At 54.4% G+C, this 25,652-nt stretch carries 26 protein-coding genes and 1 other annotated feature; of the genes, 2 read left to right on the top strand and 24 right to left on the bottom strand.

Annotated elements, in window-relative coordinates:
• Window positions 1-62 precede the first annotated feature (62 nt).
• Window positions 63-632, bottom strand: a complete 570-nt coding sequence (locus AC3WJN_RS06350; protein ID WP_005832408.1) for a BofC C-terminal domain-containing protein — start codon at window positions 630-632, stop codon at window positions 63-65.
• A gap of 259 nt (window positions 633-891) precedes the next feature.
• Here AC3WJN_RS06350 and AC3WJN_RS06345 point away from each other — a divergent pair, with 259 nt between their 5' ends.
• Entirely contained in the window at window positions 892-2,880 is a 1,989-nt protein-coding gene (locus AC3WJN_RS06345; protein ID WP_005832406.1) for a bifunctional 2',3'-cyclic-nucleotide 2'-phosphodiesterase/3'-nucleotidase, read from the top strand.
• An 86-nt stretch (window positions 2,881-2,966) separates the two neighbouring features.
• Here the strand turns inward: AC3WJN_RS06345 and AC3WJN_RS06340 are convergent, their stop codons facing one another.
• The 7 genes from AC3WJN_RS06340 to AC3WJN_RS06310 all read right to left on the bottom strand — a co-directional run bounded on the left by AC3WJN_RS06340 (window position 2,967) and on the right by AC3WJN_RS06310 (window position 10,210).
• Window positions 2,967-3,995: a phosphotransferase gene (locus tag AC3WJN_RS06340; protein WP_005832405.1), complete on the bottom strand. Its 1,029-nt coding sequence runs from the start codon at window positions 3,993-3,995 to the stop codon at window positions 2,967-2,969.
• A gap of 11 nt (window positions 3,996-4,006) precedes the next feature.
• Window positions 4,007-5,431 carry a LysM peptidoglycan-binding domain-containing protein gene (locus AC3WJN_RS06335; RefSeq protein WP_157179523.1) on the bottom strand — a complete coding sequence of 475 codons (1,425 nt, stop codon included), beginning with the start codon at window positions 5,429-5,431 and terminating at the stop codon, window positions 4,007-4,009.
• 113 nt (window positions 5,432-5,544) lie between these two features.
• Window positions 5,545-6,408, bottom strand: coding sequence for a prephenate dehydratase (pheA, locus tag AC3WJN_RS06330; protein WP_007782385.1), 864 nt, complete (start codon window positions 6,406-6,408; stop codon window positions 5,545-5,547).
• 24 nt (window positions 6,409-6,432) lie between these two features.
• Window positions 6,433-7,362 carry a homoserine kinase gene (gene thrB / locus AC3WJN_RS06325; protein WP_007782388.1) on the bottom strand — a complete coding sequence of 310 codons (930 nt, stop codon included), beginning with the start codon at window positions 7,360-7,362 and terminating at the stop codon, window positions 6,433-6,435.
• Window positions 7,359-8,441: a threonine synthase gene (thrC, locus tag AC3WJN_RS06320; RefSeq protein WP_007782391.1), complete on the bottom strand. Its 1,083-nt coding sequence runs from the start codon at window positions 8,439-8,441 to the stop codon at window positions 7,359-7,361. Before thrC ends, thrB begins: the two co-directional genes overlap by 4 nt.
• Entirely contained in the window at window positions 8,441-9,742 is a 1,302-nt protein-coding gene (locus AC3WJN_RS06315) for a homoserine dehydrogenase (protein ID WP_005832398.1), read from the bottom strand. Before AC3WJN_RS06315 ends, thrC begins: the two co-directional genes overlap by 1 nt.
• A 24-nt stretch (window positions 9,743-9,766) precedes the next feature.
• Complete coding sequence (locus AC3WJN_RS06310) at window positions 9,767-10,210, bottom strand: ACT domain-containing protein (RefSeq protein WP_005832396.1); 444 nt, start codon at window positions 10,208-10,210, stop codon at window positions 9,767-9,769.
• 185 nt (window positions 10,211-10,395) lie between these two features.
• Between AC3WJN_RS06310 and AC3WJN_RS06305 the strand changes: the two genes are divergently transcribed.
• Window positions 10,396-10,548: a hypothetical protein gene (locus AC3WJN_RS06305; protein WP_007782400.1), complete on the top strand. Its 153-nt coding sequence runs from the start codon at window positions 10,396-10,398 to the stop codon at window positions 10,546-10,548.
• A 90-nt stretch (window positions 10,549-10,638) separates the two neighbouring features.
• Here AC3WJN_RS06305 and AC3WJN_RS06300 read toward each other — a convergent pair whose 3' ends face one another.
• From AC3WJN_RS06300 to AC3WJN_RS06225, 16 genes are all read right to left on the bottom strand, one after another.
• Entirely contained in the window at window positions 10,639-11,817 is a 1,179-nt protein-coding gene (locus AC3WJN_RS06300) for an NAD(P)/FAD-dependent oxidoreductase (RefSeq protein WP_005832394.1), read from the bottom strand.
• A gap of 39 nt (window positions 11,818-11,856) precedes the next feature.
• The gene (locus AC3WJN_RS06295) at window positions 11,857-12,306 is read right to left on the bottom strand and encodes a DUF1641 domain-containing protein (protein ID WP_005832392.1); all 450 of its coding nucleotides are present in this window, start codon (window positions 12,304-12,306) and stop codon (window positions 11,857-11,859) included.
• 292 nt (window positions 12,307-12,598) lie between these two features.
• Window positions 12,599-13,264 (bottom strand): PilZ domain-containing protein, encoded by a 666-nt coding sequence (locus AC3WJN_RS06290; protein WP_005832390.1) that lies wholly within the window; start codon window positions 13,262-13,264, stop codon window positions 12,599-12,601.
• 9 nt (window positions 13,265-13,273) lie between these two features.
• Complete coding sequence (obgE, locus tag AC3WJN_RS06285; protein WP_005832387.1) at window positions 13,274-14,551, bottom strand: GTPase ObgE; 1,278 nt, start codon at window positions 14,549-14,551, stop codon at window positions 13,274-13,276.
• Between the two features lie 13 nt (window positions 14,552-14,564).
• A complete protein-coding gene (locus AC3WJN_RS06280; RefSeq protein WP_005832384.1) occupies window positions 14,565-15,149 on the bottom strand; it encodes a Spo0B C-terminal domain-containing protein in 585 nt (194 codons plus the stop codon).
• Between the two features lie 180 nt (window positions 15,150-15,329).
• Entirely contained in the window at window positions 15,330-15,623 is a 294-nt protein-coding gene (gene rpmA / locus AC3WJN_RS06275) for a 50S ribosomal protein L27 (RefSeq protein ID WP_005832382.1), read from the bottom strand.
• A 7-nt stretch (window positions 15,624-15,630) separates the two neighbouring features.
• Entirely contained in the window at window positions 15,631-15,981 is a 351-nt protein-coding gene (locus tag AC3WJN_RS06270) for a ribosomal-processing cysteine protease Prp (protein ID WP_005832380.1), read from the bottom strand.
• Window positions 15,982-15,996: 15 nt separating this feature from the next.
• Window positions 15,997-16,308, bottom strand: a complete 312-nt coding sequence (gene rplU / locus AC3WJN_RS06265; protein ID WP_005832378.1) for a 50S ribosomal protein L21 — start codon at window positions 16,306-16,308, stop codon at window positions 15,997-15,999.
• Window positions 16,309-16,318: 10 nt separating this feature from the next.
• Window positions 16,319-16,397 (bottom strand) — a sequence feature (ribosomal protein L21 leader region).
• A 52-nt stretch (window positions 16,398-16,449) separates the two neighbouring features.
• Window positions 16,450-17,943 (bottom strand): Rne/Rng family ribonuclease, encoded by a 1,494-nt coding sequence (locus AC3WJN_RS06260; protein WP_007782409.1) that lies wholly within the window; start codon window positions 17,941-17,943, stop codon window positions 16,450-16,452.
• Between the two features lie 251 nt (window positions 17,944-18,194).
• Window positions 18,195-19,031 (bottom strand): M50 family metallopeptidase, encoded by an 837-nt coding sequence (locus AC3WJN_RS06255; RefSeq protein WP_005832374.1) that lies wholly within the window; start codon window positions 19,029-19,031, stop codon window positions 18,195-18,197.
• The gene (locus AC3WJN_RS06250) at window positions 19,024-19,803 is read right to left on the bottom strand and encodes a M23 family metallopeptidase (protein ID WP_005832372.1); all 780 of its coding nucleotides are present in this window, start codon (window positions 19,801-19,803) and stop codon (window positions 19,024-19,026) included. Before AC3WJN_RS06250 ends, AC3WJN_RS06255 begins: the two co-directional genes overlap by 8 nt.
• 166 nt (window positions 19,804-19,969) lie before the next feature.
• Window positions 19,970-20,170 carry a cold-shock protein gene (locus AC3WJN_RS06245; protein ID WP_005832370.1) on the bottom strand — a complete coding sequence of 67 codons (201 nt, stop codon included), beginning with the start codon at window positions 20,168-20,170 and terminating at the stop codon, window positions 19,970-19,972.
• A 232-nt stretch (window positions 20,171-20,402) separates the two neighbouring features.
• Window positions 20,403-21,533: a rod shape-determining protein RodA gene (gene rodA, locus AC3WJN_RS06240; RefSeq protein ID WP_005832368.1), complete on the bottom strand. Its 1,131-nt coding sequence runs from the start codon at window positions 21,531-21,533 to the stop codon at window positions 20,403-20,405.
• A 57-nt stretch (window positions 21,534-21,590) separates the two neighbouring features.
• Window positions 21,591-22,385, bottom strand: a complete 795-nt coding sequence (minD, locus tag AC3WJN_RS06235) for a septum site-determining protein MinD (protein WP_007782416.1) — start codon at window positions 22,383-22,385, stop codon at window positions 21,591-21,593.
• A 20-nt stretch (window positions 22,386-22,405) separates the two neighbouring features.
• Window positions 22,406-23,083 carry a septum site-determining protein MinC gene (minC, locus tag AC3WJN_RS06230; protein WP_005832362.1) on the bottom strand — a complete coding sequence of 226 codons (678 nt, stop codon included), beginning with the start codon at window positions 23,081-23,083 and terminating at the stop codon, window positions 22,406-22,408.
• Between the two features lie 109 nt (window positions 23,084-23,192).
• Window positions 23,193-25,637: a peptidoglycan D,D-transpeptidase FtsI family protein gene (locus AC3WJN_RS06225; protein WP_007782419.1), complete on the bottom strand. Its 2,445-nt coding sequence runs from the start codon at window positions 25,635-25,637 to the stop codon at window positions 23,193-23,195.
• Window positions 25,638-25,652 lie beyond the last annotated feature (15 nt).

The following is a 25,652-nucleotide window of genomic DNA, read 5'->3' as shown; positions in this document are numbered from 1 at the left end:
GGCAGCACGAAAAAAACCGACCATTCTCCCTGCGGGATCGCCGACTTTTTCCTCTGCTCGCTTTAGTCGCCATCCAGTTGAAACTCCCCGTACGTCGACAGGACGCTGTTATACTCTGCCAGATTGCGAATGCGGATGCCCCGCTTCAAGCTCTCCAGCTCTTCTTTTGGCAGGCTCGCTTCCATTTTTGCCGTGTTGATGCGGTAAAACGTCTGGATGACGTCCTGCTCGGCGGGAACCCCGTGAAACAGCGTCAGCATTCCGTCCGCCGACAAGCCGAAATGGCCGTTCTCCTTGCATGCGGGAGAAATGTCCTGTTCCCTTCTCATTAAAATCATTTTGCTCGGATCGGCTGTCACGATCTCCCAGCCTTTGTAATCCCCCATCGCTTCCGGCAAATGGCCTGCGGCGATCGGTTGACGCTCTTCATCCCGGACGCCGCACAAGTAGCTGCGGGTCAACACCAGTTCATACGGCTTTCCTGCCACCGTTGCCGTCTTGCCGATGTCTGTATGCAGCAGTTGAAGCAGTCCGTTCTCTCTGCCTCCGCTGCCTGCCAGCAGGATACCCAATACGACACCGGTGAGAAGCGCAGCGCCCCACGATGCGTACACCATCCATTTTTTTCGCATGATTTGATGAACCCCTTCTTATACCTTTTTTCCTAGTTTTGCCATGTTTGAAGGGGGACATACGTGAATCTCTCAAGGATTCGTAATTGGCGAGAAATTTATCGCGGGCAAACGGCAAATTGAGCAATCATTATATCTTTTTTGTCAATAGACAAAATTTAATAATCTTAACCTACAATTATCTACCAATCTACAGATTGTAGTGATAAACTATTTTTGCTTGGCACTTATTGTGAACTTATTGGAGGTCAACCAAAAAATGAAAAAGACAAACAAACAAATGCTGACCGCTTTTCTCCTCAGCACTTCTTTAGTTGTCAGCGCTCTCACGTTCCCTGTTACCCCTGTGAGCGCCGAAACTGGCTCCACCCTGAAGCTCCGCCTGCTTGAAACTACCGATATCCATACCAACATCGTAAACTACGACTATTACCAAGACAAAGCCACGGACGAGTTCGGCTTCGCCAAAACCGCTACGCTGATTAAAAAAGCGAGAGACGAAGCGAAAAACAGCATCCTCATCGACAACGGCGATCTGCTGCAAGGAAACCCGCTGGGCGACTACGTAGCGAAAATCGATCCGCTGCAAGACGGAGAAACTCACCCGGTTTACAAAGCGATGAACCTGTTGAACTACGACCTTGGCAACATCGGGAACCACGAGTTCAACTTCGGTCTGGAACATCTGGATCGCAGCCTGAAGGGCGCGAAATTCCCTTACATCAACTCCAACGTCTACATCGACGACAAGGATAACAACCCGAACAACGACAAAAACATGTTCACTCCTTATCAAATCCTCGAGCGCAAGTTCAAGGACGAGAGCGGTAAAGAAGTAACCTTGAAAGTCGGTGTCATCGGCTTCGTTCCGCCGCAAATCATGCAGTGGGACAAAGCGAACCTGGAAGGCAAAGTGATCGCCAAAGACATTGTGGAAAGCGCCAAAAAGTTCATCCCTGAGATGAAGCAAAAAGGTGCCGACATCATCGTAGCGGTTCCGCACTCCGGCATCGGCCCGGTTGAACCGGCAGCGAACCTGGAAAACGCGAGCTACCAACTGAGCAAGGTCGAAGGCATTGACGCGATCCTGTTCGGCCACTCCCACCTCGTCTTCCCGGGACCTGGCTTTGAAAACATCCCTGGCGTTGACGGCGAAAAAGGCACTATCAACGGCAAACCGGCTGTCATGCCTGGCTACTGGGGCAACAACCTCGGCGTGATCGACCTGACGCTGAAGCAAGAAAACGGCAAATGGAAAGTGGCTGAGTCGGTTACCAAAACGATTCCGATCTACGACAAAACAAACAAAGCTTCCTTGGCAGATGCAGATCAGGCCGTTCTCGATGCCGTCAAAGAAGACCACGACCACACCGTGGAATGGGTGCGCTCCGCTGTAGGGAAAACGTCTTCCCCTATCTTCAGCTACTTCGCGCTGGTACAGGATGACCCATCCATCCAGATCGTGACGAATGCACAAAAATGGTTCGTAGAGAAAAACATTAAAGGCACAGAATACGACGGCATTCCGGTTCTGTCCGCAGGAGCTCCATTCAAGGCAGGCGGCCGCAACGGCGCATCCTACTACACCAACATCCCTGCAGGCACGATCGCCATCAAAAACGTATCTGACCTGTACATCTATCCAAACACATTGAAGGCTGTTCTGATTAACGGCTCCCAACTGCAAGAATGGCTGGAGCGCTCCGCAGGCCAGTTCAACCAGATTGATGTGAAGAAAACAGAAGAGCAGCCGCTCATAAACGAAGCGTTCCCTACTTACAACTACGACGTAATTGATGGCGTAACCTACCAAATCGACGTGACACAGCCATCCAAATACGCGATTGACGGCAAGCTGGAAAACAAAGATGCGAACCGCATCAAAAACCTGTCCTACAACGGCAAACCAGTCAAACCGGAAGACAAGTTCATCGTCGTCACCAACAACTACCGCGCAGGCGGCGGCGGCAACTTCCCTGGCCTGGACGGCAAAAACATCGTCATCGATTCTCCGGATGAAAACCGCCAAGTAGTGATCGACTACATCCTGAGCCAAAAAGACATCAACCCGGCAGCAGACAACAACTGGACGTTTGCGCCAATCAAAGAAAAAGTGAACGTAACCTTCACTTCTTCTCCAGACGCGAAGCCTTTTGCCGAAAAAATGCCCAACCTGAAATTCATCGGCCAACTGGAATCCGGCTTTGCCAAGTTCGCTATCGACCTGTCCAAGCCAGCTTCCAAGTAAGCTTAGCGTCTCCAAGACAAACATCCCTCTTTTGCAAGAGGGATGTTTTTTTCGTATCGTCCAATCCGAGCGGACAAAAGAGCAATTTACCCGACAAAATGATATTCTCCCCACGGCGAACGCTGGAAGATGCGCTCCCCGTCATTCAAAAACTTTTGCCGGTTTTGGGCAAGTTTTCCCTCTAGCATGACAAGCTGCAGGACGCCGCGCATATGGTAGCCTGGTCGCCTGCTGTACAGCCCTGTCACCTCGCGCAAAAAATTGTCCGGGTAACGGAGCAGTTGATGAACGGTCCAAATTTGCGTGTCGCTCAAATAGTTAATGTTGCTGTATGCCTCCATCGCTTCCACGAACGATTCCATCCGATAGTCCTGCATCAGCAGCATGCGCGACATCAACTGGACGAGGTCGACGAGCTGAATGTCGTGGCCGACCGTATCCAGGTCGATGAGATAGCAGTTGCCCCGCTGGGTGAGCAAAAAGTTGTGGCTGGCAACGTCCCGATGCGCGAGCGTACCTCTCTCCATGGCCAGGAACATTTCCGGCGTCAACGGCAGCTTGTAGGCAGACTGCAGCAACTGCTGGCCGTCGCGCAGCACTTCATCAGCCGAGTGGGCGATGATTTGCTCCAGCTTGTTTTGCGGGCCGTTTTGCTCAATCATCCAGGTGAGCCGCTCGAAGTATTCCAGGCGGCTTTCCCATTTATCCAGCAAGTTCGGCTTTCCTTCGTACGCATACGAATGGGAGACGGGAAAGCCTTGCGCCGCGACATGGAAGCGCGCCAACGTCTCCGCTGTCTTTTTCACGTCATAGAGCGACGCGTTGTCGGCTTCCTCGCCGTCGATCAGCTTCATAATCGTGTAATAACGATCCTCGTAAGGAAAAATTTTGGCGCCCTCCGCATCGGAGACGTAGTGCACCGTGTGAACAAAGCCCTTTTGCCTCAAGGCATCGGCTAACTCCGTGACCCATACTGCTTTTTCCAACTGCTTATACCCTTTGATGATCCAGTGTCCCCGGTCTGTTTTGAGCAGATTGACGTTCCTCTTAGGCTTAACCCCGTGCACCTCACAACGAAAAGCTTTTTCGATCGCTGGTATGAGTCCTTTGTTCATAACCGTCCCTCTCAGTACGAAGAGGATTCATCGAGCCCGTCTCCCCAGTTTGGCCATGCGCCTTGCTCTGGCATGGAGGCGACGCACTGGGTAGGCGGGAACATCATGTTGTTGTGAAACGGCTGCGGGCCACGGCTGCTTCTCACGCGTCTGCGCTTTCTGTACTCCGGGCTGGCCGAGGAACACTCACATGATGACGATGACTCCACTGGTTCTGGGCAAACAGGCAGCTTCGCGCGAGGCTGTCTAGGCGGAGACGGTGGATATGGCATAGGCATGGGCGGATGCATCGGTTGCAGCGGATACAGCGGCATTGGAAGCGGCATCGGACGTATCGGCGGCATTCCGAACGGGATCATCCCCGGGAATGGCGGCATCATCTGCCACGGGCTGACAAACGGCCTGTAGGGAAACATCGGCTGTCCCGGGCCTGGACCTGGGAACGGCCTTTGCCATGGCCCTGGCCCCATCTGCTCCGGACTGACCAGTTGTCTTCCCGGCTGCTGCGGCATAGGCATTCTCGGAGCCGCGCACGGCGGGCAAGGTCGCACAGGCGGGCATGGCCGAAGCTTTGGCGCAGGCGGCAGCGGGTGCACTTGCTGCTGCGGCGGTCTCGGTGGCATCGGCATCGGGCGTACCTGCTGTGGCGGCATTGGCTGCAGAGGGCGCACCTGTGTCGGAGGCATCGGCGAAAACGGCCTCACCTGGCCTGGTGGGATGTTTGGCTGAGCCTGAACAGGCGGGCATGGCGGACACTGGATCGCAGGCGGTGTCTGCGGCTGAAGCGGCCTGATCTGTGTAGGCGGCAGCGGCGGTACGTTCGGCATCGCGATGTTCGGCGGGCTGGGAGGCTGGTAAATATACGGGCTTACTTGCGTTGGCTGCACGGGCGGAACGACAGGCCGGGCTGGCGTCGTTGGCACTGGCGGCCTCTGCGGCTCTAGGTTGATGTTCGGTCCGGGTGGCTTTGGCGGAACGACCCTCTCCGGCAGCGGTGCAGGCGTTGGCGTTGGCCGGATCGTCTCTGGCGACACAGACGGGGTTGGCGAAGCCGGGGGCCTTTCCTTCGCTGGCGGCGTAAACGGAATCTCCGGACTCACTCTTGGCTTGGATTCCGATTCAATCCGCACCTCTTCCTCTTGTTCTTCCGGCTCGATCGGACGCCGCTCAATCTGCAGCGGAACTTCCTCCGACTCAGGCTCGGTAATCGGCCGTTCTTTTACATATGGAGCCGCCTCGCTCATCGGGTGAGGCGTTGTTCGTGGCTGTGGTCTGACAGGAACGCGCTTTGCCGGAATTTTGATTCTCGCTCCGGGATAGAGCGTGTCGGGAGTTTTGATCTGGCTGTTTAAGCGCAGCAGTTCCTTGTAATCGACGCCGTATTTTTTGGCGATCTTCCACATGCTCTCGCCTTTTTGTACGATGTGAATCCTCAATGTTTCTCCTCCCTTGCGTAAAAACTCCCTACCATGGTATGCACCCATGGGCGTTTTGCTCCTTTACGCCTTGGCTTTCTTGAACGGGGGAGAAAAAAGAAAAAAGCCAATTTCTAAAAATTGGCTTTTTGCATATAAAACGGATACGTTCCAAGCTGGCGCACCTGACAGCCGATCGCTTCAATCTCGGCAAAGGCTCCCGGCAGCAGGACATCATCCATTTTTTGCTCGATATCAATGACAAAATAGTAGCTTCCCAATGCTTTTTTCGTCGGGCGGGATTCAATCCGCGACAAGTTGACTTTTCTCCAGGCAAACGCCGCCAGCACCTGGTACAGCGCCCCCGGGAAGTCTTCCGGCAGCGTGACGAGAATCGTCGTCTTTTCGCGCGCAGACGCCGGCAGCGCAAGCGGTTCCTGGCCGACGAGCACAAAGCGGGTGTAGTTATTCGAATAATCTTGAATTTGCTCGCGTGCGAATTCCAGCGGATAAATCTCCACATTCAGCCTGGTGCCGACAGCAGCCCACGGCTCTTCGGGATGCTCGCTCACGGTTTTCGCTGCCAGCGCCGTGCTGTTCACGTACTCGATCTGGGCGTGCGGCAAGTTTTCGCGCAAAAAGTTGTGGCTTTGCGCGATCGCCTGCGGATGCGACAAAACTTTCGTAATCGCAGACAAAGGCAGCGGCTGCTCCCTTTTTGCCACCAGCAAGTTTTGCGTAATCGGCAGCGCCAGCTCGGCCATAATCGGCAAGTCGACTTCGTGAATGAGCCAATCCAGGGTGGAGTTGACGGTTCCTTCGATGGAATTTTCCATCGGCACAACCCCGAATGCCACTTTCTTGTTGGAAACGGCGTTCAGCACATCAATAATGCTCGGGTACGGAACGAGCGAGATCGGCTGGTCTTGCGTCAAAGACCGGGCCGCCTCTTCCGTGAACGTTCCGCGAGGTCCGAGAAAAGCGAGTTTCTTCTCCATGGCGTTCTCCTATCCAACTATGCTCTATCTCTGATGGATTTCTACTTGTACGCCATTTTCGTCCGGCTGCAAAATCATGACACGGTAAGTAATGCCGTGCCCTTTCATCACGCTGTCCACGAATGCGCGCAGTCGTCCCTCCTCTTCTGCGGTAGAAAAGAAGCAAAGAATCGTCGGACCCGCGCCGCTCAAGGCAGCGCCTACGGCACCGTGCTCAGTCGCTTTGTCCAGGATTTCGTTCAAGCCAGGTACAAGTTTAGCGCGATACGGCTGGTGCAGCCGATCTGACATAGCCCGTCCCATCAGGTCGAGTCTGCCTTGTGCCAATGCGGCAACGAGCAAACTGCTATGTCCCACATTATATACAACATCTTCCTTGCTGTACACCTGCGGCAAAACGTTGCGCGCCTTTTGCGTCTCCAGCATGAAATCCGGGATGACGACGAGCGTTTGCAACCCGGCGGGAGGGGCGAAGCGAACATACGGGACGGGCTCCCCCGCTTTTTCCGGCATGGTCGCCACGATGATGCCGCCAAACATCGAGGCTCCCACATTGTCGGGGTGTCCCTCCATCGCTGTTGCCCGTGCGAACAGCTCTTCGCGGGTAAATGGCTCCCCGGCAAGCTGATTCGCCGCCACCAGCGCGCCGACAATCGCCGCGGCACTGCTGCCCAGCCCGCGCGTCAAGGGAGCGTCGCTCGAAGCCCGTATCGCCAGCTCCGGAACTGCCAGCCCGGCTTCTGCAAACAAGCCCGCGGCTACTTGATACAACAGATTGCTTTTGTCTGCTGGCGTCCCTTCCAGCTCTTTTCCAACCAGCTCGACGGTTGTCCGCTCGCTTACTTCCATTTCCACTACCGAATACAGTTGAAAAGCCATTCCCAAAGCATCGAAGCCCGGCCCCAGATTGGCTGTGCTTGCGGGAATCGTTACTTTTACGCGCTGCTCGCTCATGACACGACTTCGCTTTCGCTCTGGCGAACCAGTTGCATGACGGCTTCATGTGTCGCAGGCACCGAGCGCGGCTCCTCGCCTACGAGCTTCAGGGCGATGTTCGGGTCTTTCAGGCCATTTCCGGTCAAAACGCAAGCAACCTTGACGCCCTGTGGAAGCTTTCCGGCCTGATGCAGCTTGATGATGCCCGCCAGCGATGCGGCAGATGCCGGTTCGCAGAAGACGCCTTCGTTTTTCGCCAAAAGCTGGTACGCCTGCATGATCTCTTCGTCCGTCACGCTGTCGACGAGTCCGTTCGATTCGGCGATCGCGTTCAGAGCGCCATCCTTGCTCGCAGGGTTGCCGATGCGGATTGCTGTTGCGATCGTCTCCGGATTGGGTACAGGCTGTCCGAGCACGAGAGGCGCCGCTCCCGCTGCCTGGAAGCCGTACATGTGCGGCAAGCGGCTGGATTTGCCCGCTTCCTTGTACTCTTTGAAGCCTTTCCAGTAGGCGGTGATGTTTCCGGCGTTGCCCACGGGAATCGCCAAAATGTCCGGTGCGTCAGCCAAGGCGTCGCACACTTCGAACGCTCCAGTCTTTTGCCCTTCGATCCGGTACGGGTTGACGGAATTGACGAGCGTAATCGGCTCTTTCGCCGTAATTTCGCGCACGATGTTCAGTGCCTCGTCGAAGTTGCCGTCGATGGCGATCACTTCCGCGCCATACGCGATCGCTTGCGCCAGCTTGCCGAGGGCGATGTTGCCGCTCGGAATCAACACGATGCAGCGCAAGCCGGAGCGCGCGGCGTAAGCAGCGGCAGCAGCCGACGTGTTGCCGGTGGAAGCGCACATGATCGTTTTGCTGCCTTCCTCTACTGCCTTGGCGACAGCCATCACCATGCCCCTGTCCTTGAACGAGCCTGTCGGGTTCAGCCCCTCGTACTTCACGTATAGCTCGACGCCGAGCTGTTTGGACAGGTTTGGCGCGTGAATCAACGGTGTATTTCCTTCGTGCAGGCTGATGAGCGGTGTCTTGTCCGTAACCGGAAGAAACTCCCGATAGCGTGCGATGATGCCAGATTGTCGATCCGAACTCATTATTTGTCTCCCCCTTCTACCCGGTAGCAGCTTTCAATCTTGGACACGATGTCCATTTGTTCCATGTAGGCAATGACTCCGTCCATGTCGCTTTTCGAGGACAGGTGCGTCACCATGATGATTTCCGCCTCGCCGCCATTGTTGTACGGCTGCTGGATGACTTGCTCCAGGGAAATGTTTTTGTCAGCCAAAAGCTGGGTGATCTGCGCCAAAACGCCGCGCTTGTCTGTCACTACGATCCGCAGGAAGTATTTGGACAGCTTTTCGCTGTCGTCCTTGAGAATTTTTTCTTTGTACGGAGCGACCATTCCGCGTCCGTTTACCCCGAGCTTTCTGTTTTTCACAACGGTAACGAGGTCGGACACGACTGCGGTCGCAGTCGGAAGCTCGCCCGCGCCCGGCCCATAGAACATCGTCTCGCCAACCGCTTCGCCGTGAACGTACACTGCGTTGAACACGCCGTTGACGGAAGCCAGCGGATGCGATTTTGGCACCATTGTCGGCTGCACGCTCACCTCGATCGCTTCCCCATCGCGTCTCGCCAGGCCCAGCAGCTTGATCTCATAGCCCAGTTGCTTGCCGTAGGCGATGTCCTCTTTGCTCACTTTGCTGATTCCTTTGACGTCCACGTCTTCGAGCTTCATCGGTACGCGGAAGCCGAGCGTCGCCAGAATCGCCATTTTGCGGGCCGCGTCGAAGCCTTCCACGTCAGAGGTAGGATTCGCCTCCGCATATCCCAACGCTTGCGCCTCCTTCAAAACGTCGCTGTAGTCTGCCCCCTCCTGGCTCATTTTGGTCAAAATGTAGTTGGTCGTCCCGTTGACGATGCCCATCATTTTGGTGATGCGGTCAGAGGAGAAGCCTTCCACCAGCGCGCGCAAGATCGGAATGCCGCCTGCCACGCTCGCTTCGTAAAACACGTCGCAGCCTTTTTCCTGCGCCTTGTTCAAAATTTCAGCGCCGTGCAGCGCCATCAAGTCTTTGTTGGCTGTCACCACATGCTTGCCGCGCTCCAGTGCTGCGAGAATGTACTCCTTCGCCGGATGGATGCCACCGATGACCTCGACGATCACCTCAATGTCCGGATCATCCAGAAGCTCAGCAGGTTCTGTCGTCAGCAGATTATCCATGGAACTGATATTGCGGGATTTCTCGGCGTCCTGCACGAGAATTTTCGTAATCTCAATCCCCAGTCCCGTCTGCTTTTGCAAGTCGTCCTGATGCGCCTGGATGATGCGGACAACCCCTGTCCCTACTGTGCCAAACCCCATTAACCCCAGCTTGATGCTTTGCTTCTCCATTGTTTCTCTCCTCCTACCCTTCTTTTACCCTCTGCCGACGATCATCGCTTTGCGAACGCCGGGGATTTCTTGCAAGCTTTCCAGAAATTCCGTGCTGGATACGCGCAGGTTGGCCATATCGACAGACATGGAAATGTTGGCAATCCCTTGCAGCGGAATCGTCTGGTTGATCGTCAGCACGTTCCCGCCTTGTTCTGCTACGTACGTGAGCACCTTGGACAAATAACCGGACATGTGCTCCAGCGAAAACGTGATCGTCATGATCTTTTCGCTCATCATGGCATTGAAGGGAAAGATACCGTCCTTGTATTTGTAAAAAGCACTTCGGCTCAGTCCCACCCGCTCCACTGCCTCATTCACGGTGTCCACTTCGCCGGATTCCAGCATCTTTTTCGCTTCGATCGTCTTCACGATAGATTCTGGTAAGATGTCAGATCGTATCAAGTAGAACTTCTCTTCCCGTTTCACCGTCGTGTCCTCCTGAGAAAAACAGTTGTTTCTTCATAGAGGACATTATAACGGATACCGTCCGCTGTGACAATCCTTGAACGCCAATTTTTTTCACCCAACCTGATTCGGTTCACTCGGGTTACATGAGCTTGGCGCGCTTCGCGCAAACTAAAAGCGGTTGAGGAAGAGGAGGTGAAAGACAGATGGCAGGACGCGGAAAGTCGGACAAATCAGAGCGCCGCAACAATCACCCGGCCGGGAAGCCGAGCAGCCTGGATCAGTTTGGCGCTGATCTGCGCGGCAAAAAAATGGCGCAATCCCCGAACATCGTCGAAGATCCGAGCGGCAACAAATAAGTCCGCCAGAGTGATCTGCACCTTTGCTCGCTGAAATAGGAAAAACCCGGGATGCCAGATCCCGGGTTTTGTGCGTGTTACTCGTATGAATTAGTAGGCCAGCGAGGACAGGCCGTTGATATGAGTCAGGTAGCGCACGTTGCTCGCTTCCTTCATCAAGGTAGCTGGCAAGCCTTTCAGCTTCAGTTGGCTTGCGCCGATGGTGCCGATGGCGTCTTTGCGGCCCAGGCTGCCCAGCGTACCGGAGAATACCGGCTTGAACGTGTCCATTTTGGAGCCGTTGAAGTGCGCGAACAGGTTGTAGCCCACCACTTCGCCCATTTGCCATGCCAGTTGCGCAGTCGGCGGGTATGGACGGCCTTCTGGTCCCATCACGACCGCGCTGTCGCCTGCGAGGAATACTTCTGGGTGAGAAGTGGATTGCAAGTATTCGGTAACGGTTGCACGGCCGCGATTTACTTCAATGCCGCACTCCGCCACTACGCGATTGCCTTGCACGCCGCCTGTCCAAACCATTGTTTTGGTTTCGATGGTGTTGCCGTCTTTTAAGCATACCGTCGTTTCTTTCATTTCAGTTACCGGAACGCCCGTCAGGAACTGAACGCCGCGTTTTTCCAGGCTTGTTTTCGCACGCTCTACCAGGTCAGGGGCAAAGCCTGCGAGGATGGATGGTCCTGCTTCTACACAGTAGATGGACAGGTCTGCAAAATCTACGCCGTATTTGCGGCACAGGTTCGGCAGCATGTCGGCGAACTCGCCAACCAGCTCGATCCCGGTCAGGCCGCCACCGCCAACCACGAAGGTGGCATCTGCCTTGTTTTTGCTCTTGCTGTACTCTGCTACGCGCTCTTCGAGGTGCGCGCGCAGACGGTTTGCTTCCTCTACCGATTTCAGCGTGAAGCTGTACTCTTGCAGGCCAGGAATGCCGAAGAATGCCGTCTCGCTGCCCAGCGCGATTACCAGTGCATCGTATTTGATAGACTCGCCGCTCGCCAGCGTCACACGCTGCGATTCGAGGCCGATTTTTTCCACAGTATCAATCACGAGGTTGATATCTTTGCCGCGCAGCAGTCTTTCCAGTGGCAGCGCCACGTTTTGCTCAGACAGGTTTCCTACTGCCAAGCGGTGCAGCTCCGTGATGATTTGGTGCGTAGGGAAACGGTTCACAACCGTGATCGTCGCTTCTTCAGCCGTCATGTGTTTACGTGCAGTCAAAGCGGACAGCAATCCGCCGTAGCCGCCGCCCAAAATGAGAATATGCTTCGCCATGCCCAATCCTCCGTCCTTGTCTCTCGTAGGTTATCGTAATTAGCGTTTTTGCTGCTGGCGCTCTGCCAAAACTTCCAGGAATGCCTGGGCGAAACGCAATGTTTTTTGTACTTGCGGGTCTTTCAGCATTTTGAGCATGCCAAACAAACCGATAGTGGATTCCTCCGCGTGCGCGCGGTCGTTTGCTTCGATCGCCGCTTGTGCGATGCCTTTTGCCTTGTCAGAGATCGGCTTGACGAACTCTTCCACGCCGCCCTTGATGTCTTCGATGAGCACTTGGTCGTTGGCTACGGTTTGTACCAGGTCGTACGTTTTGGTGAGGATGGTTGTCATCTCGGCCAGCTTCGGCAAGTTTGCCACCAACACATTCAGGGATTCTTGAATTTCTGGCTTCATCAACTGATCGAGTACATCCATTTGCTGCTCAGGTGCCAGGGTAGCGGTGCTTGCTACTTCCGCCTGAGCTTGTTGCGTGGTTGTTTGAGACATAGAAAAACGTCCTCCTTTGCTTTGGAATAGAGGCCTTCTTTCTCGATGCCTGTTCATACGAGTAACGGCCGCCATTCTCCCAAAATACCGAAAAGCCTATGTGCTTGTAATATTTTTCACAAACTGAAGCAACACAACAGCGTAGAATAATCAAAAGTGCAAGATTTCACAAAGTGATATTCAGGAAAGCGTACAAAACAAATCCACCAGGTGAACAGGCTCGATTCAGAACTCTATGTACTCTACTATATACCTTCTTCGCGGGAACAGCAAAGGAAAAAAAACCGCTTCCTCAGGAAGAAGCGGCAGACGTGAGTTTTTTATAGTAATCTTTGATGAGTTGGTGATGCTTTTCATTGATATCCGTAAAAATCAACTCGATCACGGTTTGCTTGTCGTCGAAAGTTTTCTCCACGATTTTTGCCATCATGACGATTTCCTGGCCAGTCGACGGAACTGTGAACGAGAGGTGGAGAAACTCTCCCTTTGCCACGTAGCCTTCTGTGCCGAGAATAAGCCGTGTGGGGGAAAGCTTCAGCAGCACAGCCTCTCCTTTTTCCTCGATCGGCCTTGCCCCCATCACCTTGTACGGGACGCGGATGTCGATTCCCGGGGAGATGGGCTCCTGCTTGCGGCCTGCCACAATCTCGACGCCGACGCTGACCGGAACCATCGCCAACAGCTTGATTGGCCAGACCGTTTCTTCTGAAATGACTTCCAGATCAATCGTGTTAATAGCCGCATCCGATTCCCACCGAACACGTACCGTTGATCCGAGCAGTTCGGTCCTTGCTTCGGCCTTCATCTCAAGAGAGACAACGAGATAACTGCTTTTGACATGCTCTACCATTACTTGAATGGGCGCTTTGACCTGTCTTGAGATCATCATCGGCAAAGAAGCACCGCGTTGGAGGCGTTTGTCCGCCATGAAAGGGGTAAGGGATGGGATATCAATCATTTTTGTTTGTCACTCCACAAAGTCAAACTCTAATTTGCCAATCCGAACGGTATCCCCGTCTTTTGCGCCGTGCTTGCGCAATGCCTCGTCCACGCCCATGCTGCGCATCTGTCTTGCGAAGCGCTGAGCGGCGTCATAGCTGTTGAGGTTCGTCATGCGCACCAGCTTCTCGATTTTCTCGCCGCTGACCACGAACACATCGTTGTCGCGGGTAATCTCGAATGGCTCCGGCTCTTTTTCCGCCCGGAACACCACGCGCTCTTCCACTTCTACAACTTCCTCGACCGTCGGCTTGTCCGGAATCGTCGAGAGCATGTCGCCTATCGCGTACATCAATTCCTGGACGCCTTGTCTGGTCGCTGCCGAAATCTCAAACACGTTGACATCCGGCACTTTTTCCTTGAAGCGTCGCAAGTTTTCCGCCGCTTCCGGCACGTCCATCTTGTTGGCCGCGATAATTTGCGGACGCTCCTCAAGCTTCAGGTTGTAGAGCTTCAGCTCGCGGTTAATCTGCAAGTAATCTTCGTAAGGATCGCGTCCATCCACCCCTGCCATGTCGATGACGTGAACAATCAGGCGGGTGCGCTCCACGTGGCGCAGGAATTGGTGGCCAAGCCCCACACCTTCGTGCGCGCCTTCAATCAGCCCCGGCAAGTCAGCCATGACAAAGCTCTGCTCGCCCAAATCCACGACACCCAGATTCGGCGTCAACGTCGTAAAATGGTACGCTGCGATCTTTGGCTTCGCCGCAGTCACACTGGAGAGCAGTGTCGATTTTCCGACGCTCGGATAGCCAACCAGACCGACATCCGCAATCAGCTTCAGCTCCATGACGATGTAGCGCTCCTGGCCCGGTTCTCCGTTCTCCGAAATATGTGGGGCGGGATTGGACGAATTGGCAAAACGGATATTCCCCCGTCCGCCACGTCCGCCTTTGGCGATCACAGCGCGCTGGCCGTGCTCCACCAGATCGGCAATGACTTCTTTTGTGTCGTCATCAATGACGGTCGTGCCCGGCGGTACGCGGACGATCATATCCTCCGCTCCGGCTCCGTGCTGCGACTTGTTGCGTCCGTGCTCTCCGCGCGGCGCCTTGAAATGTCTTTGGTAGCGGAAGTCTACGAGCGTGCGCAGTCCTTCATCGACTTCAAACACGACATCGCCGCCTTTACCGCCATCGCCGCCTGCCGGTCCGCCAAGCGGCACGTACTTCTCCCGGCGAAAAGAAACGGCTCCGTTCCCACCGTCTCCGCCTTTTACATAAACTTTTACCTGATCGACAAACATGGTGTCACCTCTTTCATTGCGCGAATGGAATCAGCAAGTCCAACACCCATTCGCCTTCCGTCTGTATCCACTCGGTGACCTCCACCGTACTTTGCTCGCTATTCCGTATCAGCTTTTCCAATTTTTCCATTCCGGATGCATTCAGCTCTCCGGCCAGGTCAAAACGAAAATGAACGCCTCGTTGATCCGCCTGCAAGCTTACGTGCATACTGGCTGGCTCGTAGCCATTTTGGTCTACATGATCGTTCACTGTGCATAATATCTCCGACACCAACTGAAACAAGTGCTGCTCGTCCAATGCTATTCGCGTGAGATCCACATCATTGCACACGTCTACTTCCAAAAGCATTTCCTTGTTCAGCGCATTGAATGTCAAGAAGAAGACGGACAACAGGGAGTTGTTCAAACGCGCGACCATTGATTCCTGCATCGCCATCTGCGCGATGCGCTTCAAGTGCGCCTCTCCCTGCTCAGTACGGTTCATATGCAAATAGCCGAGCAGAACCTGAACGTGGTTCAACCAGTCATGCCGCTGCCGATTCAGTACGGCCAGCAACTGGTCTGTCTGATGCGTAAGCAGTCTCCGCTCGTCCCCCATCACATTCACCCAAGTCGATAAGAATTTCTTTCCTAACTATTGTACCATAAAAGAAGCCGGGACAATGAGAAAACTTGGCTGCGCCCAACTATTTTGGCGCAAACTGTTCCGCTTTGTTCCGTTTGCCCGAAAAGCAAAAGAAAACCCAGCAACGATGCTGGGTTTTCCTGGAACAAATATTTACGCTTCGGAAGCAACTGGTTCGATCACAACTTGCTTGCGATCGCGGCCCAGACGCTTGAAACGAACAACGCCATCTGCAGTTGCAAACAGAGTGTCGTCTCCGCCTTTCATTACGTTCGCACCTGGGTAAATCTTCGTTCCGCGTTGGCGAACGAGGATGTTTCCGGCAGTAACGAATTGACCGTCACCGCGTTTCACGCCCAGACGTTTGGAAATGGAATCACGTCCGTTTTTAGTGGAACCTACCCCTTTTTTCGATGCGAAAAACTGAAGGTCCAAATTAAACAGCATGTTCATATCAGACACCTCCCTGCCATTTATGGTCATTCACTTTTACGTATTTCCCGTACTGCGCCGCAACTGATAACAGGGCGATCACCATGCTCTCAGCCAAAAGCTGCTGCTTTTCTAGTATGTCCGCCGCTTCCGAGGAAGCGAGCGTCCACTTCAGAAAGCCGCCGCCTTCTTGGGCGACTGAAACTTGCGGTGTCAGTCCCGTCAGCGGCTGCACGCTGTTTAATATACCAAAGCTGATGCCTGATACGGCGGAACAAACGATGTCCGCCCCATAAGCACCCGCATTGGCATGTCCGGAAATACTAATTTCATGGATACCGTGCTGCGCACGGCTCACGATCACTTCGATCATATCAGGTCACCAAAATTAAGCGTTGATCTTTTCGATCACAACTTTGGTGAACGGTTGACGGTGACCTTGTTTGCGACGGTAGTTTTTCTTGGCTTTGTATTTGTACACGATGATTTTTGCAGCTTTACCGTGTTTTTCTACTTTACCAGTTACCGTTGCACCAGCTACTGTAGGAGCTCCTGCAGTAACTTTGCCGTCTTTGCTTACGAAGAGAACTTTGTCAAAAGTAACAACTTCTCCTTCATTGCCAGCCAATTTCTCGATGAAGAGAACGGAACCCTCTTCAACTTTGTATTGCTTTCCACCGGTTTCGATAATTGCGTACACTGTGTGCACCTCCTATACTCAGACTCGCCTCTACAGGTGCGCCGACTGGCGGCGACTTATGTACCCGATTCGTGCGGTTACAGTATGCACAAGACATAGCTGCATGACAAACATTAGGTTATCATAGCAGCAAGCGCCCAGTCAAGTCATTTTGCGATTGTTTTCGGACAAACGCTCTGCCTCCGCCGCATTTCCCGCGTAGGTAATCCGGTAGCCGTCCGGGGCAAGCCGCGGTTGCTCGCGCTTATAGATGCGCAGAGGCCAGTTGGTGGCAGCGGCTGTTCCCCCGTCCCCGGCGTCCACGAGCGGGAAAAGTCTGGTGGAAAGCTCCACGACCGCCGCCTCCGCCTGCTGCGAACGGGCCAGTCCGGCGAGCTCGTCTTGCAGACGCCGGAGGCACTCGTCAGCACGCAAAACTCGCCCGCGTCCCTCGCACGCCGCACAAGGCTCGGTCAGCCGCTCCACCAGGCTCGCTCTCACCCGTTTTCGCGTCAGCTCGACCAGTCCAAGCGCCGTCATTCCAAGCACAGTCGCTGGAACTGCATCCCGGGCCAGCTCTTTTTTCAGCTTCGCCAGCACCCTTTCTTTGTTGGCAGGCTCCTTCATGTCAATAAAGTCAATGATGACGATGCCCCCGATGTCGCGCAACCGAAGCTGTCTGGCGATTTCCTTTGCCGCCTCCAGATTGGTTGCGGTGACAGCCTGCTCTCGCTGCTGGCCGCCTCCTCCGGTAAACGAGCCGGTGTTCACGTCGATGACGGTCATCGCCTCCGTCCTGTCAAACACGAGAAAGCCGCCGTTGCCAAGCGGCACCTCGCGCTGGAGAGCCCGCTCCAGCTTGGCCTGCACGCCCAGTTCGTCAAACAGCGGCGCTTTGCCCGTATGTTTTCGCAGCAGGCTTTGCGCATCCGCTGCAAAGGCGGCAAGCGCTGCCTTTACCTGCTGAAACGTAGCGCCATCCTCCACCACCACTTCATCGAGCCCTTCCGCCAGCGCCTCTCGCAGCGCCGCTTCGACCGCGTCCAGATCGCTGCCGATTCGCCCGGGCGACTTGCGCGCAGCAGCCTGCCGGCACACGCCCTCCCACCGCTTGCGCAAATAGGCGAGCTCGCTCGTCAACTGCTCGCTGTCCACTCCAGCCGCCTCCGTCCGCACGATGACTCCTTCTTTGCTTCCGAGCAGCGGCACGATCATCTGCTCCAGCCGCTGCCGTTCCTCTGGCGCGCTAATTTTTCGCGAAAGAGACAATCCTTCCTCTACGGGCAAATACACGAGGTAGCGCCCTTGCAGGCTGATTTTCAGCGAAATTTTCGGAGCCTTGAGCTCTGAGCCTTCCTTGATGACCTGGCAGATGACATACTGACCCGCTTGCACACGCTCGGAAATGCTCGGCTTGCCCTTTTCGCCAGACGCGGCTGGAAGCGTGTCATCGACATACAAGTAAGCGTTTTGCCCGCACCCAATGTCAACAAAAGCGGATTGGATTCCCGGCTTTACGTCTGCGATCCGTCCGTAGTAAACATCCCCTGCGCCGACGTGCTCGCCTGTCTCCTGCGTCCGCCATTCGCTCAGTTGCCCATCCGTAAGAAATGCGATCCGCACGCCGCCCCTGCCGCTAATTGCCAATTGTCTCACTGCACTCACACTCCGTATTCCCGTCCTTTTCCGGCAGCCCAGCAGGATTGCCGGACTCACAGGAAGTAATCTAACATAGGCATTCGGAAAAAGAAAGGCGCGATTTCCCCCGTCCCGCTCGACGCTTCGGCCAAAGAGCAGTACGGCTACCCCAAAAGAAAAAGCTTCCCCGCCCCGAATGGCACGAAGGAAGCTTGCGCGATTGCCTGCTGCTGGAATGGCGTCCGCCAGCATCCGTTGAGCGTTAACCGTTACAGGAGCTTGCCCACCGCAGCATCGTGCTTTTGTTCGAATAACAGGGCGTGCAGCAGTTGCTCCTCTGCCAAAAGTCCCGCCCCCTGCACGTAGAACAGGTGGGAGCGGCCCCGGCGCAGCTTATGCGACACCGCCAGCACCGTCTCCTCCGGGCGGACGCGGATGGCCTGCACGGCCGCTTCTTCCTGCCTGCGCCCGTACTTTTCCACCAGAAAGCGAAAAAATTGATACGGAAAGCGCAAAAACGACTGAATGTTCATCGCGAGCAAGTACAGGCCGATGATGAGCAGGTTGAGCTTCAGATCGAGGCCGGACACCCCGACGAGAATGCCCGCGAGCAAGGTGCTGCCCGCCAGCGAAACGAGTGCTGCCTGGCGGTAGGACATGAACCAGCAAAGCATCGCCAGCACGATCCGCCCGCCGTCCAGCGGCCAGATCGGCAACAGATTGAACAACGCGATCGTAGCGTTGCTGACGAGAAAAAACCGGGACCATTCTTCCGTCCAGACGCCTGTGTACCAAAACAGGTACGAGGCTGCCATCATCACCATGTTCATAAACGGCCCGGCAAGCGCCACAGCAATCTCATCCAGCGGGTCTGTGGCGTAGCTGTTTTCCACCGTCGCCACCCCGCCAAAAGGGAGCAACTGGACCTCCTGCACTCGCCAGCCCAGCTCGCGAGCCATCGCCACGTGTCCCAGCTCGTGAATGAGGACGATCACAAACAGCGTAATCACTTCCAAAAAGTGGCCTGTAAGCACAGACACACCGATTACTGCCCAAAAGAGCAGGTGAATGCGAAAACGTATGTCCAGCCATCCGCCATTATTCAAACGGGATCACTTCCAGCGGATCGACAAACTGCTCATCTGTTTTCGCTGCGAAGTACAAATGGCGCTCTGTTCCGTTCACCACCCGTGCCGTTCCAATCACCTGTCCGGGCGACAACACCTCGTCTTTTGCCACGCCGACACTGTCCAGATTGCCGAGCCACACTTCCCGTCCTTTGGTCAGCCGGACAATGACAGTCGTCCCGAAGCCAGGCTGCTCCCCGACGTAGGAAACCCATCCCGCCTCCCCGATTTTCACCTGCTCGCCGACTCCCGTATCCAGCACAACCTTCGTATCTGGCGCTTCATAAGCTTTCACAACTTTCCAGCTCGCAGGCAGCTTCCAGACAGCCACATCCTTGGCTGTACTTGTCGCCGGAACCGCGCTTGGCCCCGGAACCTGAGGCAGCAGCGTTGGAATCGGGCCGAACCGGGCTTCGTACCAATCTGCCACGCCCGCGAAGTTAAAATCCCGCGTCATGACCTCGCGCGCGGAATCTTTCCAGTTGGCCGGGATCAGCGACGTTTGGAACAACAAGTACGCCATCCCCAGCAAAAGGACGGAAGCAAAAATTTGCAGCCCCCATTTTTCATGAGAAGGCGGCGGCGTCCCTTCGTCGTTTTCCTTCAAGGAAAACCCGAACGGATCAGTCTCTACTTCGATTGGGTCCTTCCAGTCGTCCACGTAAGGAGAGAAACTGTCTCGTGATTGTGTACGGATTCGCTCCAGCCGCTCCCGCCGTCTTTCTTTTACACGATTTGCTCCACCGAACATGTCCATCCCTCCGCAGGCCAAGCCTTTGTTCCAGTTTATGACTTGTCTGCCGGCTTTATGCCGCCCGCTCCCAGGACTTCCTCCGCTTGCCCTCTTGCCAAAACCGCTCCCATACGCAAAAAAGACAGTCTCCCCATTGAGAGACTGCCTTTGAATCTGTCGAAGTTTACAGTTTGGTTACGCTAGCAGCTTGTGGTCCACGGCTACCTTGAACGATTTCGAACTCAACTTTTTGACCTTCGTCCAGAGATTTGAAACCTTCAGACTGGATCGCGCTGTAGTGTACGAATACATCGTCTCCGCCTTCCACTTGGATGAACCCGTACCCTTTTTCCGCGTTAAACCATTTTACGATACCTTGTTGCATGAAACAAAACCTCCCTGAACATTTCGCCCCATGAGGCGAAAAAGTGTAGCGTTAACCCCTTTTTTACAGATAAGCCTTTTGCGTCAAGGAAAAAAGCCGTACCAATGCGATTGACAATGGTGACGTCTCTCACAACGGTACGACTCCATAACCAATCATCCAAACCACTATAACTTGTAAAAATGGTTAACTTAGGATGATTTTATCACACGATTTCCGATTTGTCACGCATTTAGTCAAATCGCAATTTGTCTTTGCGCATGCCGATATTGAGGACGACGCCGATGATTAAAAAGTTGGTAATCAGCGAGCTGCCCCCGTAGCTGATGAACGGCAACGGAATCCCCGTAATCGGCATCAACTGGATCGTCATGCCGATGTTCTCAAAAATTTGGAAGGTGAGCATCCCAACCACGCCGGCTACGACGTAGGAGCCAAACGGATCTTTGGCTTCCATCGCGATGCGGATCATGCGGTAAATCAAGGCGAAGAACAGGATCATCAACAGACCGGCCCCGACAAAGCCGAGCTTTTCCGCAATTACCGTGAAAATAAAATCGCTTTCCCCGACAGGCACCCAGCCAAAGCTCGCCTGTGTAGGTGTGTCGATGCCTTTTCCGAAAAGCTGGCCCGAGCCAATCGAAATCAATGCCTGCTTCAACTGGAAGCCTCGCCCCATCGGTTCCAGATCAGGGTCCATCCAGAAGACGACGCGATCCCACTGGTACGGCTTGATGATCTTGAAAAAAATCTCCTGCTTGTACTCGTACAATAGCGTCATCGCGGCAAAAAAGCTGCCGATAATGCCCACCAAGTACAAGACGTGCTTCATGCGGATTCCGCCGACGATCAGCAGAGTGGCGAGCATCCCCGTAAAGACCATCGCCGTCCCCAGGTCAGGCTGAACCAAAATAAGCAGCAGCGGGACGCCTACGAGCGCCGCTACCGGAATCAGCTTGTAAAAATAGTAGAAGCGGTCGGGGTCCTCCGCCCTTTTCGCCATGAAGCGGGCGACCGTCAAAATCGTAAACAGCTTCATCGGCTCCGAGGGCTGAAACAGGACTGGCCCGAGATCGTACCAGCTCGTCGTATTGTTGATCGGCTTTGTCTGGAAGACCCCGATCAGCAAAATCAGACCGAGTACATACAGGACGTAGGCGAGGTTGTGAAACAGCCGATAGTCAAACAGCAGCGTGACGCCGAGCACGATAAACCCGATCACATACCACATCACCTGCTGATGGGCCTTGTCCACCCCGGCAGCCGACCCGGAGATCCCCAGATAGCTGAACACACCCAGTCCTGCCAAAATCAAAATAATCGTCCAGTCAATTGATTTTAAGTGACGTTTTTCCAGGTCCATGTTTTCCTCCTAGAAAACGTGACTCCCCTCTGTAAAAGAAGGGGAGCCATGCATAGCCTATTTTAGCCCAAAAAATTTACGCATTTTATGGAACACGCCTGCCTTTTCCTCCAGCGGCTGCAGCGGAACCGCTTCACCGAGCAAGCGGCGCGCAACATTGCGATAGGCGAGCGCTGCCCGCGATTCATGATTCATGACAGCAGGCTCGCCCTGGTTGGCAGACTTGATAACGTAATCATCATCAGGCACGACACCGATCAAGTCAATGGCAAGCAAATCCAAAATATCTTCCACATCGAGCATGTCGCCATTTTTCACCATATGAGAGCGCACGCGGTTGATGACGAGCTTGGGCATCCCGACTTTTTCCCGCTCCAAAAGGCCGATGATGCGATCGGCATCGCGCACGGCCGCCTTTTCTGGCGTCGTCACGACGATAGCCTGATCCGCTCCTGCTACGGCATTGCGGAACCCTTGCTCGATCCCGGCCGGGCAGTCGATAATGACGTAATCAAACTCGCGCTTCAACTGCGTGACGATTTCCTCCATTTGTTCAGGAGAGACTGCCGATTTGTCTTTTGTTTGCGCCGCTGGCAAAAGCGACAAGTTTTCGAATCGCTTGTCCTTAATCAGCGCTTGCGGCAGGCGGCAAGCACCCTCGGCCACGTCGACCAGATCGTAAATGATCCGGTTCTCAAGTCCCATGACGACATCGAGATTGCGCAAGCCGATATCAGTATCTACCATGCACACCTTTTGGCCCAGCAATGCAAGCGCAGTTCCCAAATTGGCGGATGTGGTCGTCTTGCCCACGCCGCCTTTTCCTGAAGTTACGACTATTCCAATACCCACGTCCGTTCCTCCTCTTCCCTTCAACCCTCACGCTTTTTCGCGCCAAGATCCGGGCGTATTCGCGACAGGTAGTTCATTTTTGCTACGAGCATGGTCTCATTTTCCAGATAGGCAAATTCTGTGCCTCCGGAATTATTCGTCCATTCCTCCCCTGGCTTGCTGATTACCTCGGCAATCCGTAGCTGGGTCGGGCTCATGACAGCAGCAGCAATAATGACTTGCGTATCACCGGAAATACCTGCATGGGCGTACCCGCGCAGATGTCCCATCACGTATATGCTTCCTGTACTGCGAACAGTTCCCCCTGGATTGACATCACCCAATAAGAGCAAATCTCCGTCAAACTCCAACACTTGACCGGAGCGTACGGTGTTTACCTGTATAGAAAAATGGGTTTTTAAGCGTTCAGCAAAAGCTTCCTCCCGCGTGATTACATCTGCTTCGATCGTGTGAATCACGAGGTTTCCCTTTTGCCGGATAATTTGTGTCAACTGCTCCTGTTGTTCAGGCGAGCAGTAACGTTTTCCTAATTTGATCGATACCCGTATGAGTGGCCCTGACAATATCTGTTGGTGACTGTGCTCTATTTTTTCACGCACATCTTCCAGCAGCTCGTCGAAGGAACAGGCATCATCCATAAAGAAGACGAGACCCTCTTTAGTCCCTTTGATTGTGACCTTGCTTTTCACAGTCGTCACCCGGTTTCACCTCGACCGTTACCATTCGCCATACAGAAAGATTTCTCCTGCTCTGCATGAAAAAATTGCCGAAACGGGTCAGATGCTGCCACGAGAGGGGCTCGCTCCCTTATTTATGAGAGGAGGGCGGATTGGGAATCGGGACTCCGTTTGTGAGAACTCCCGGATTCAATTCGTTGTAAGCTTCCAGCAGGCGACGCGCAATCGGGCCCGTCGCATCGGAACTGGAGGTTCCGTCCCGCAAGCTGTTTGGCGCGATCACGACGAACACCACTTGCGGATTTTCATACGGTGCAAAGCCTACAACCAGGGCGTTTTCCGCGCTTCTGCCTGTCTGCGCGGTACCGGATTTCGCGGCAACGGTAAACGGCAAGCCGTTGAAACGCTGCACAGTACCGCCTGGCTGCGTAACCATGCGCATCCCTTCTTTGACGACCTGGATGTACTTCGGATCAATGTTGACCCGGTTCAACACTTGCGGCTCGATTTGCGCAAGCGTCTGGCCCTTCTGCTTCGGATCGGTTGTACCTTTGCGTATTTCCTTGACAAGATGCGGACGAATCCGGTATCCGCCATTGGCAATCGCAGAGACGTACTGGCCGATCTGCATCGGGGTAAACAGGTCGTACTGGCCGATCATCGCGTCAGCCAAGTTCCCGTAGTACAAGTTCGGGTTTTCCCATCCGGTCTTCTCGCCTGGCAGGTCCACCCCTGTTTTGACGCCAAGCCCGAACTGGGCATTGTAGTAATCCAGCACGGAAAATTGTTGTTCCCAGCCTTCTTTGCCTTTTCTCGCCAAGCGGATCGCCATTTCGTACATATACGTGTTGTTCGAAACTTGCAGCGCACGGCGCGCGTTGACGATCCCGTGTCCGCCAGGCTTCCAGTTGCGCTTGTAGGACGTACCGACATTCAGGCCGCCGCGGTCATTAATCGTTTCGTTTGGCGTTGTCAGCCCTTCTTGCAGGGCAATCATGACAGACAACGGCTTGTAGGTGGAGGCCGGCGGGTACGGCGTGTAAATGAACCGGTTAGACTCGTTCGGCAAAATGAGCGAGGTGTAGTTTTGGTTGAACGCCTTGCGATCGTAGTACAGGTTCAGATCGTAATCCGGGTAGCTGGCCATCGCCAAAATCTCGCCCGTATTCGGATTCATGACCAAGACGTGCGCATCCTTGAACTCTTTTGGCGTCGTAGGCCGTTTTTTAAACGCTTCTACTTCTTCCTTCAAAATCGCTTCCACTTTGCTCTGATAGCGCCAGTCCATCGCCAGCACGAGGTCGTTGCCTGGCTCCGGTTCCCTGCCCGGGCGCATTTCTTTTTTGATCGTCTCGGAATTTTTGTTCACGTAGACGTCCATGATCCCGTCTTTGCCGCGCAAGTATCTTTCGTAGGAGCTTTCCAGTCCGGTGACGCCAACGCGGTCAATCGCATTGTAGCCTTGTGCCTGGTACTCTTTCAGGCTCTCAGGGCGAATGGCGTTGATATAGCCGAGAAAATGAGTCCCGAAGGCAGAGCCGTCAGGGTCTTTGAAAATTTGCCGGACAGGCTCCAGCACGACGCTAATCCCGGGAAGCTCCGTGCGCCGCTCCTCGATTTGGAACATTTCTTCGTCGCTGATGTTCACCTTCACCCGGCGCGGAATGTAGCTCGGCATCTGCGGAGAGCGCATTTCCTGCAACAGCGAAAGCTTGTGCCACTGGAATTGCCGTTGCTCCGCGGTGAGCGGCAGATTGACATCCAGCTCGAACAAGGAAGCGTAGCGCAACAAATCCATGTCCGATTTGTCCGATAACTCGTTCGGAGCCGGAAGCTTGCGAATTTGTGCCTTCACTTCTTTTATCAAGGCGTCGCGGTCTTCCTTGTCCAGCGTGAGCACGAGCTTCATGTTTGCGCTGATCGCCATTTTGAGCAGTTCCAGGTCGGAAGTGTTGTCTTCCGTCAGAACGGTCCCTGCTCCTTTTGCGTTGGCATTGAGCTTTTTGATAACGTCTTTGCGCTGGTTGTCATCAAAAGGCGAGCGCACGCGCAAGCCGACATACAATGCCGTTTTGACCAGCTCGAAGTCTGACATGCTGTCGACAGCTTCCTGCTTGGGAACGGCTTGCAGCTTGGCTGCCACCCTGTTTTTCAGCGCGTTCGTTTCCTCGTTGTTGAAAGCGATCGGCAATGTGGAGCGCAGCTCGATCGTCTTTTTGAGCAGCTCTTTGTCTGTGCCGATTTTTTCCCCGTCAGGCAGCAAAATTTTCGCCAGACGATCCGCCACTTTTTCTTCGTCGATGTCCTGCCCTTGCTCTTCTACGTATTGAACCGTGTAAACAGGTTTGTTGGAGACGAGCACTTCGCCATTTTTGTCCAAAATCCGGCCGCGCGGCGCAGGGATCGGCAACTCGCGGATACTGAACTTTTCCAGCTCGTGCCGATACTGCTCCCCTTCCACCAGTTGGACGAAGGCGAGCCGCAAAATGATGGCGGCAAAGAACAGAAAGACGATCAGAAACAATATGTTAAGCCGCACGGGTATGTGCGATTTCGGTTCTTTGGTCTCTTCCATGAGCGATCCTCTCCT

The organism is Brevibacillus sp. FW306-2-1A-C05A (genome assembly GCF_058781555.1).
This window is presented reverse-complemented; position numbering and strand designations above follow the sequence as displayed.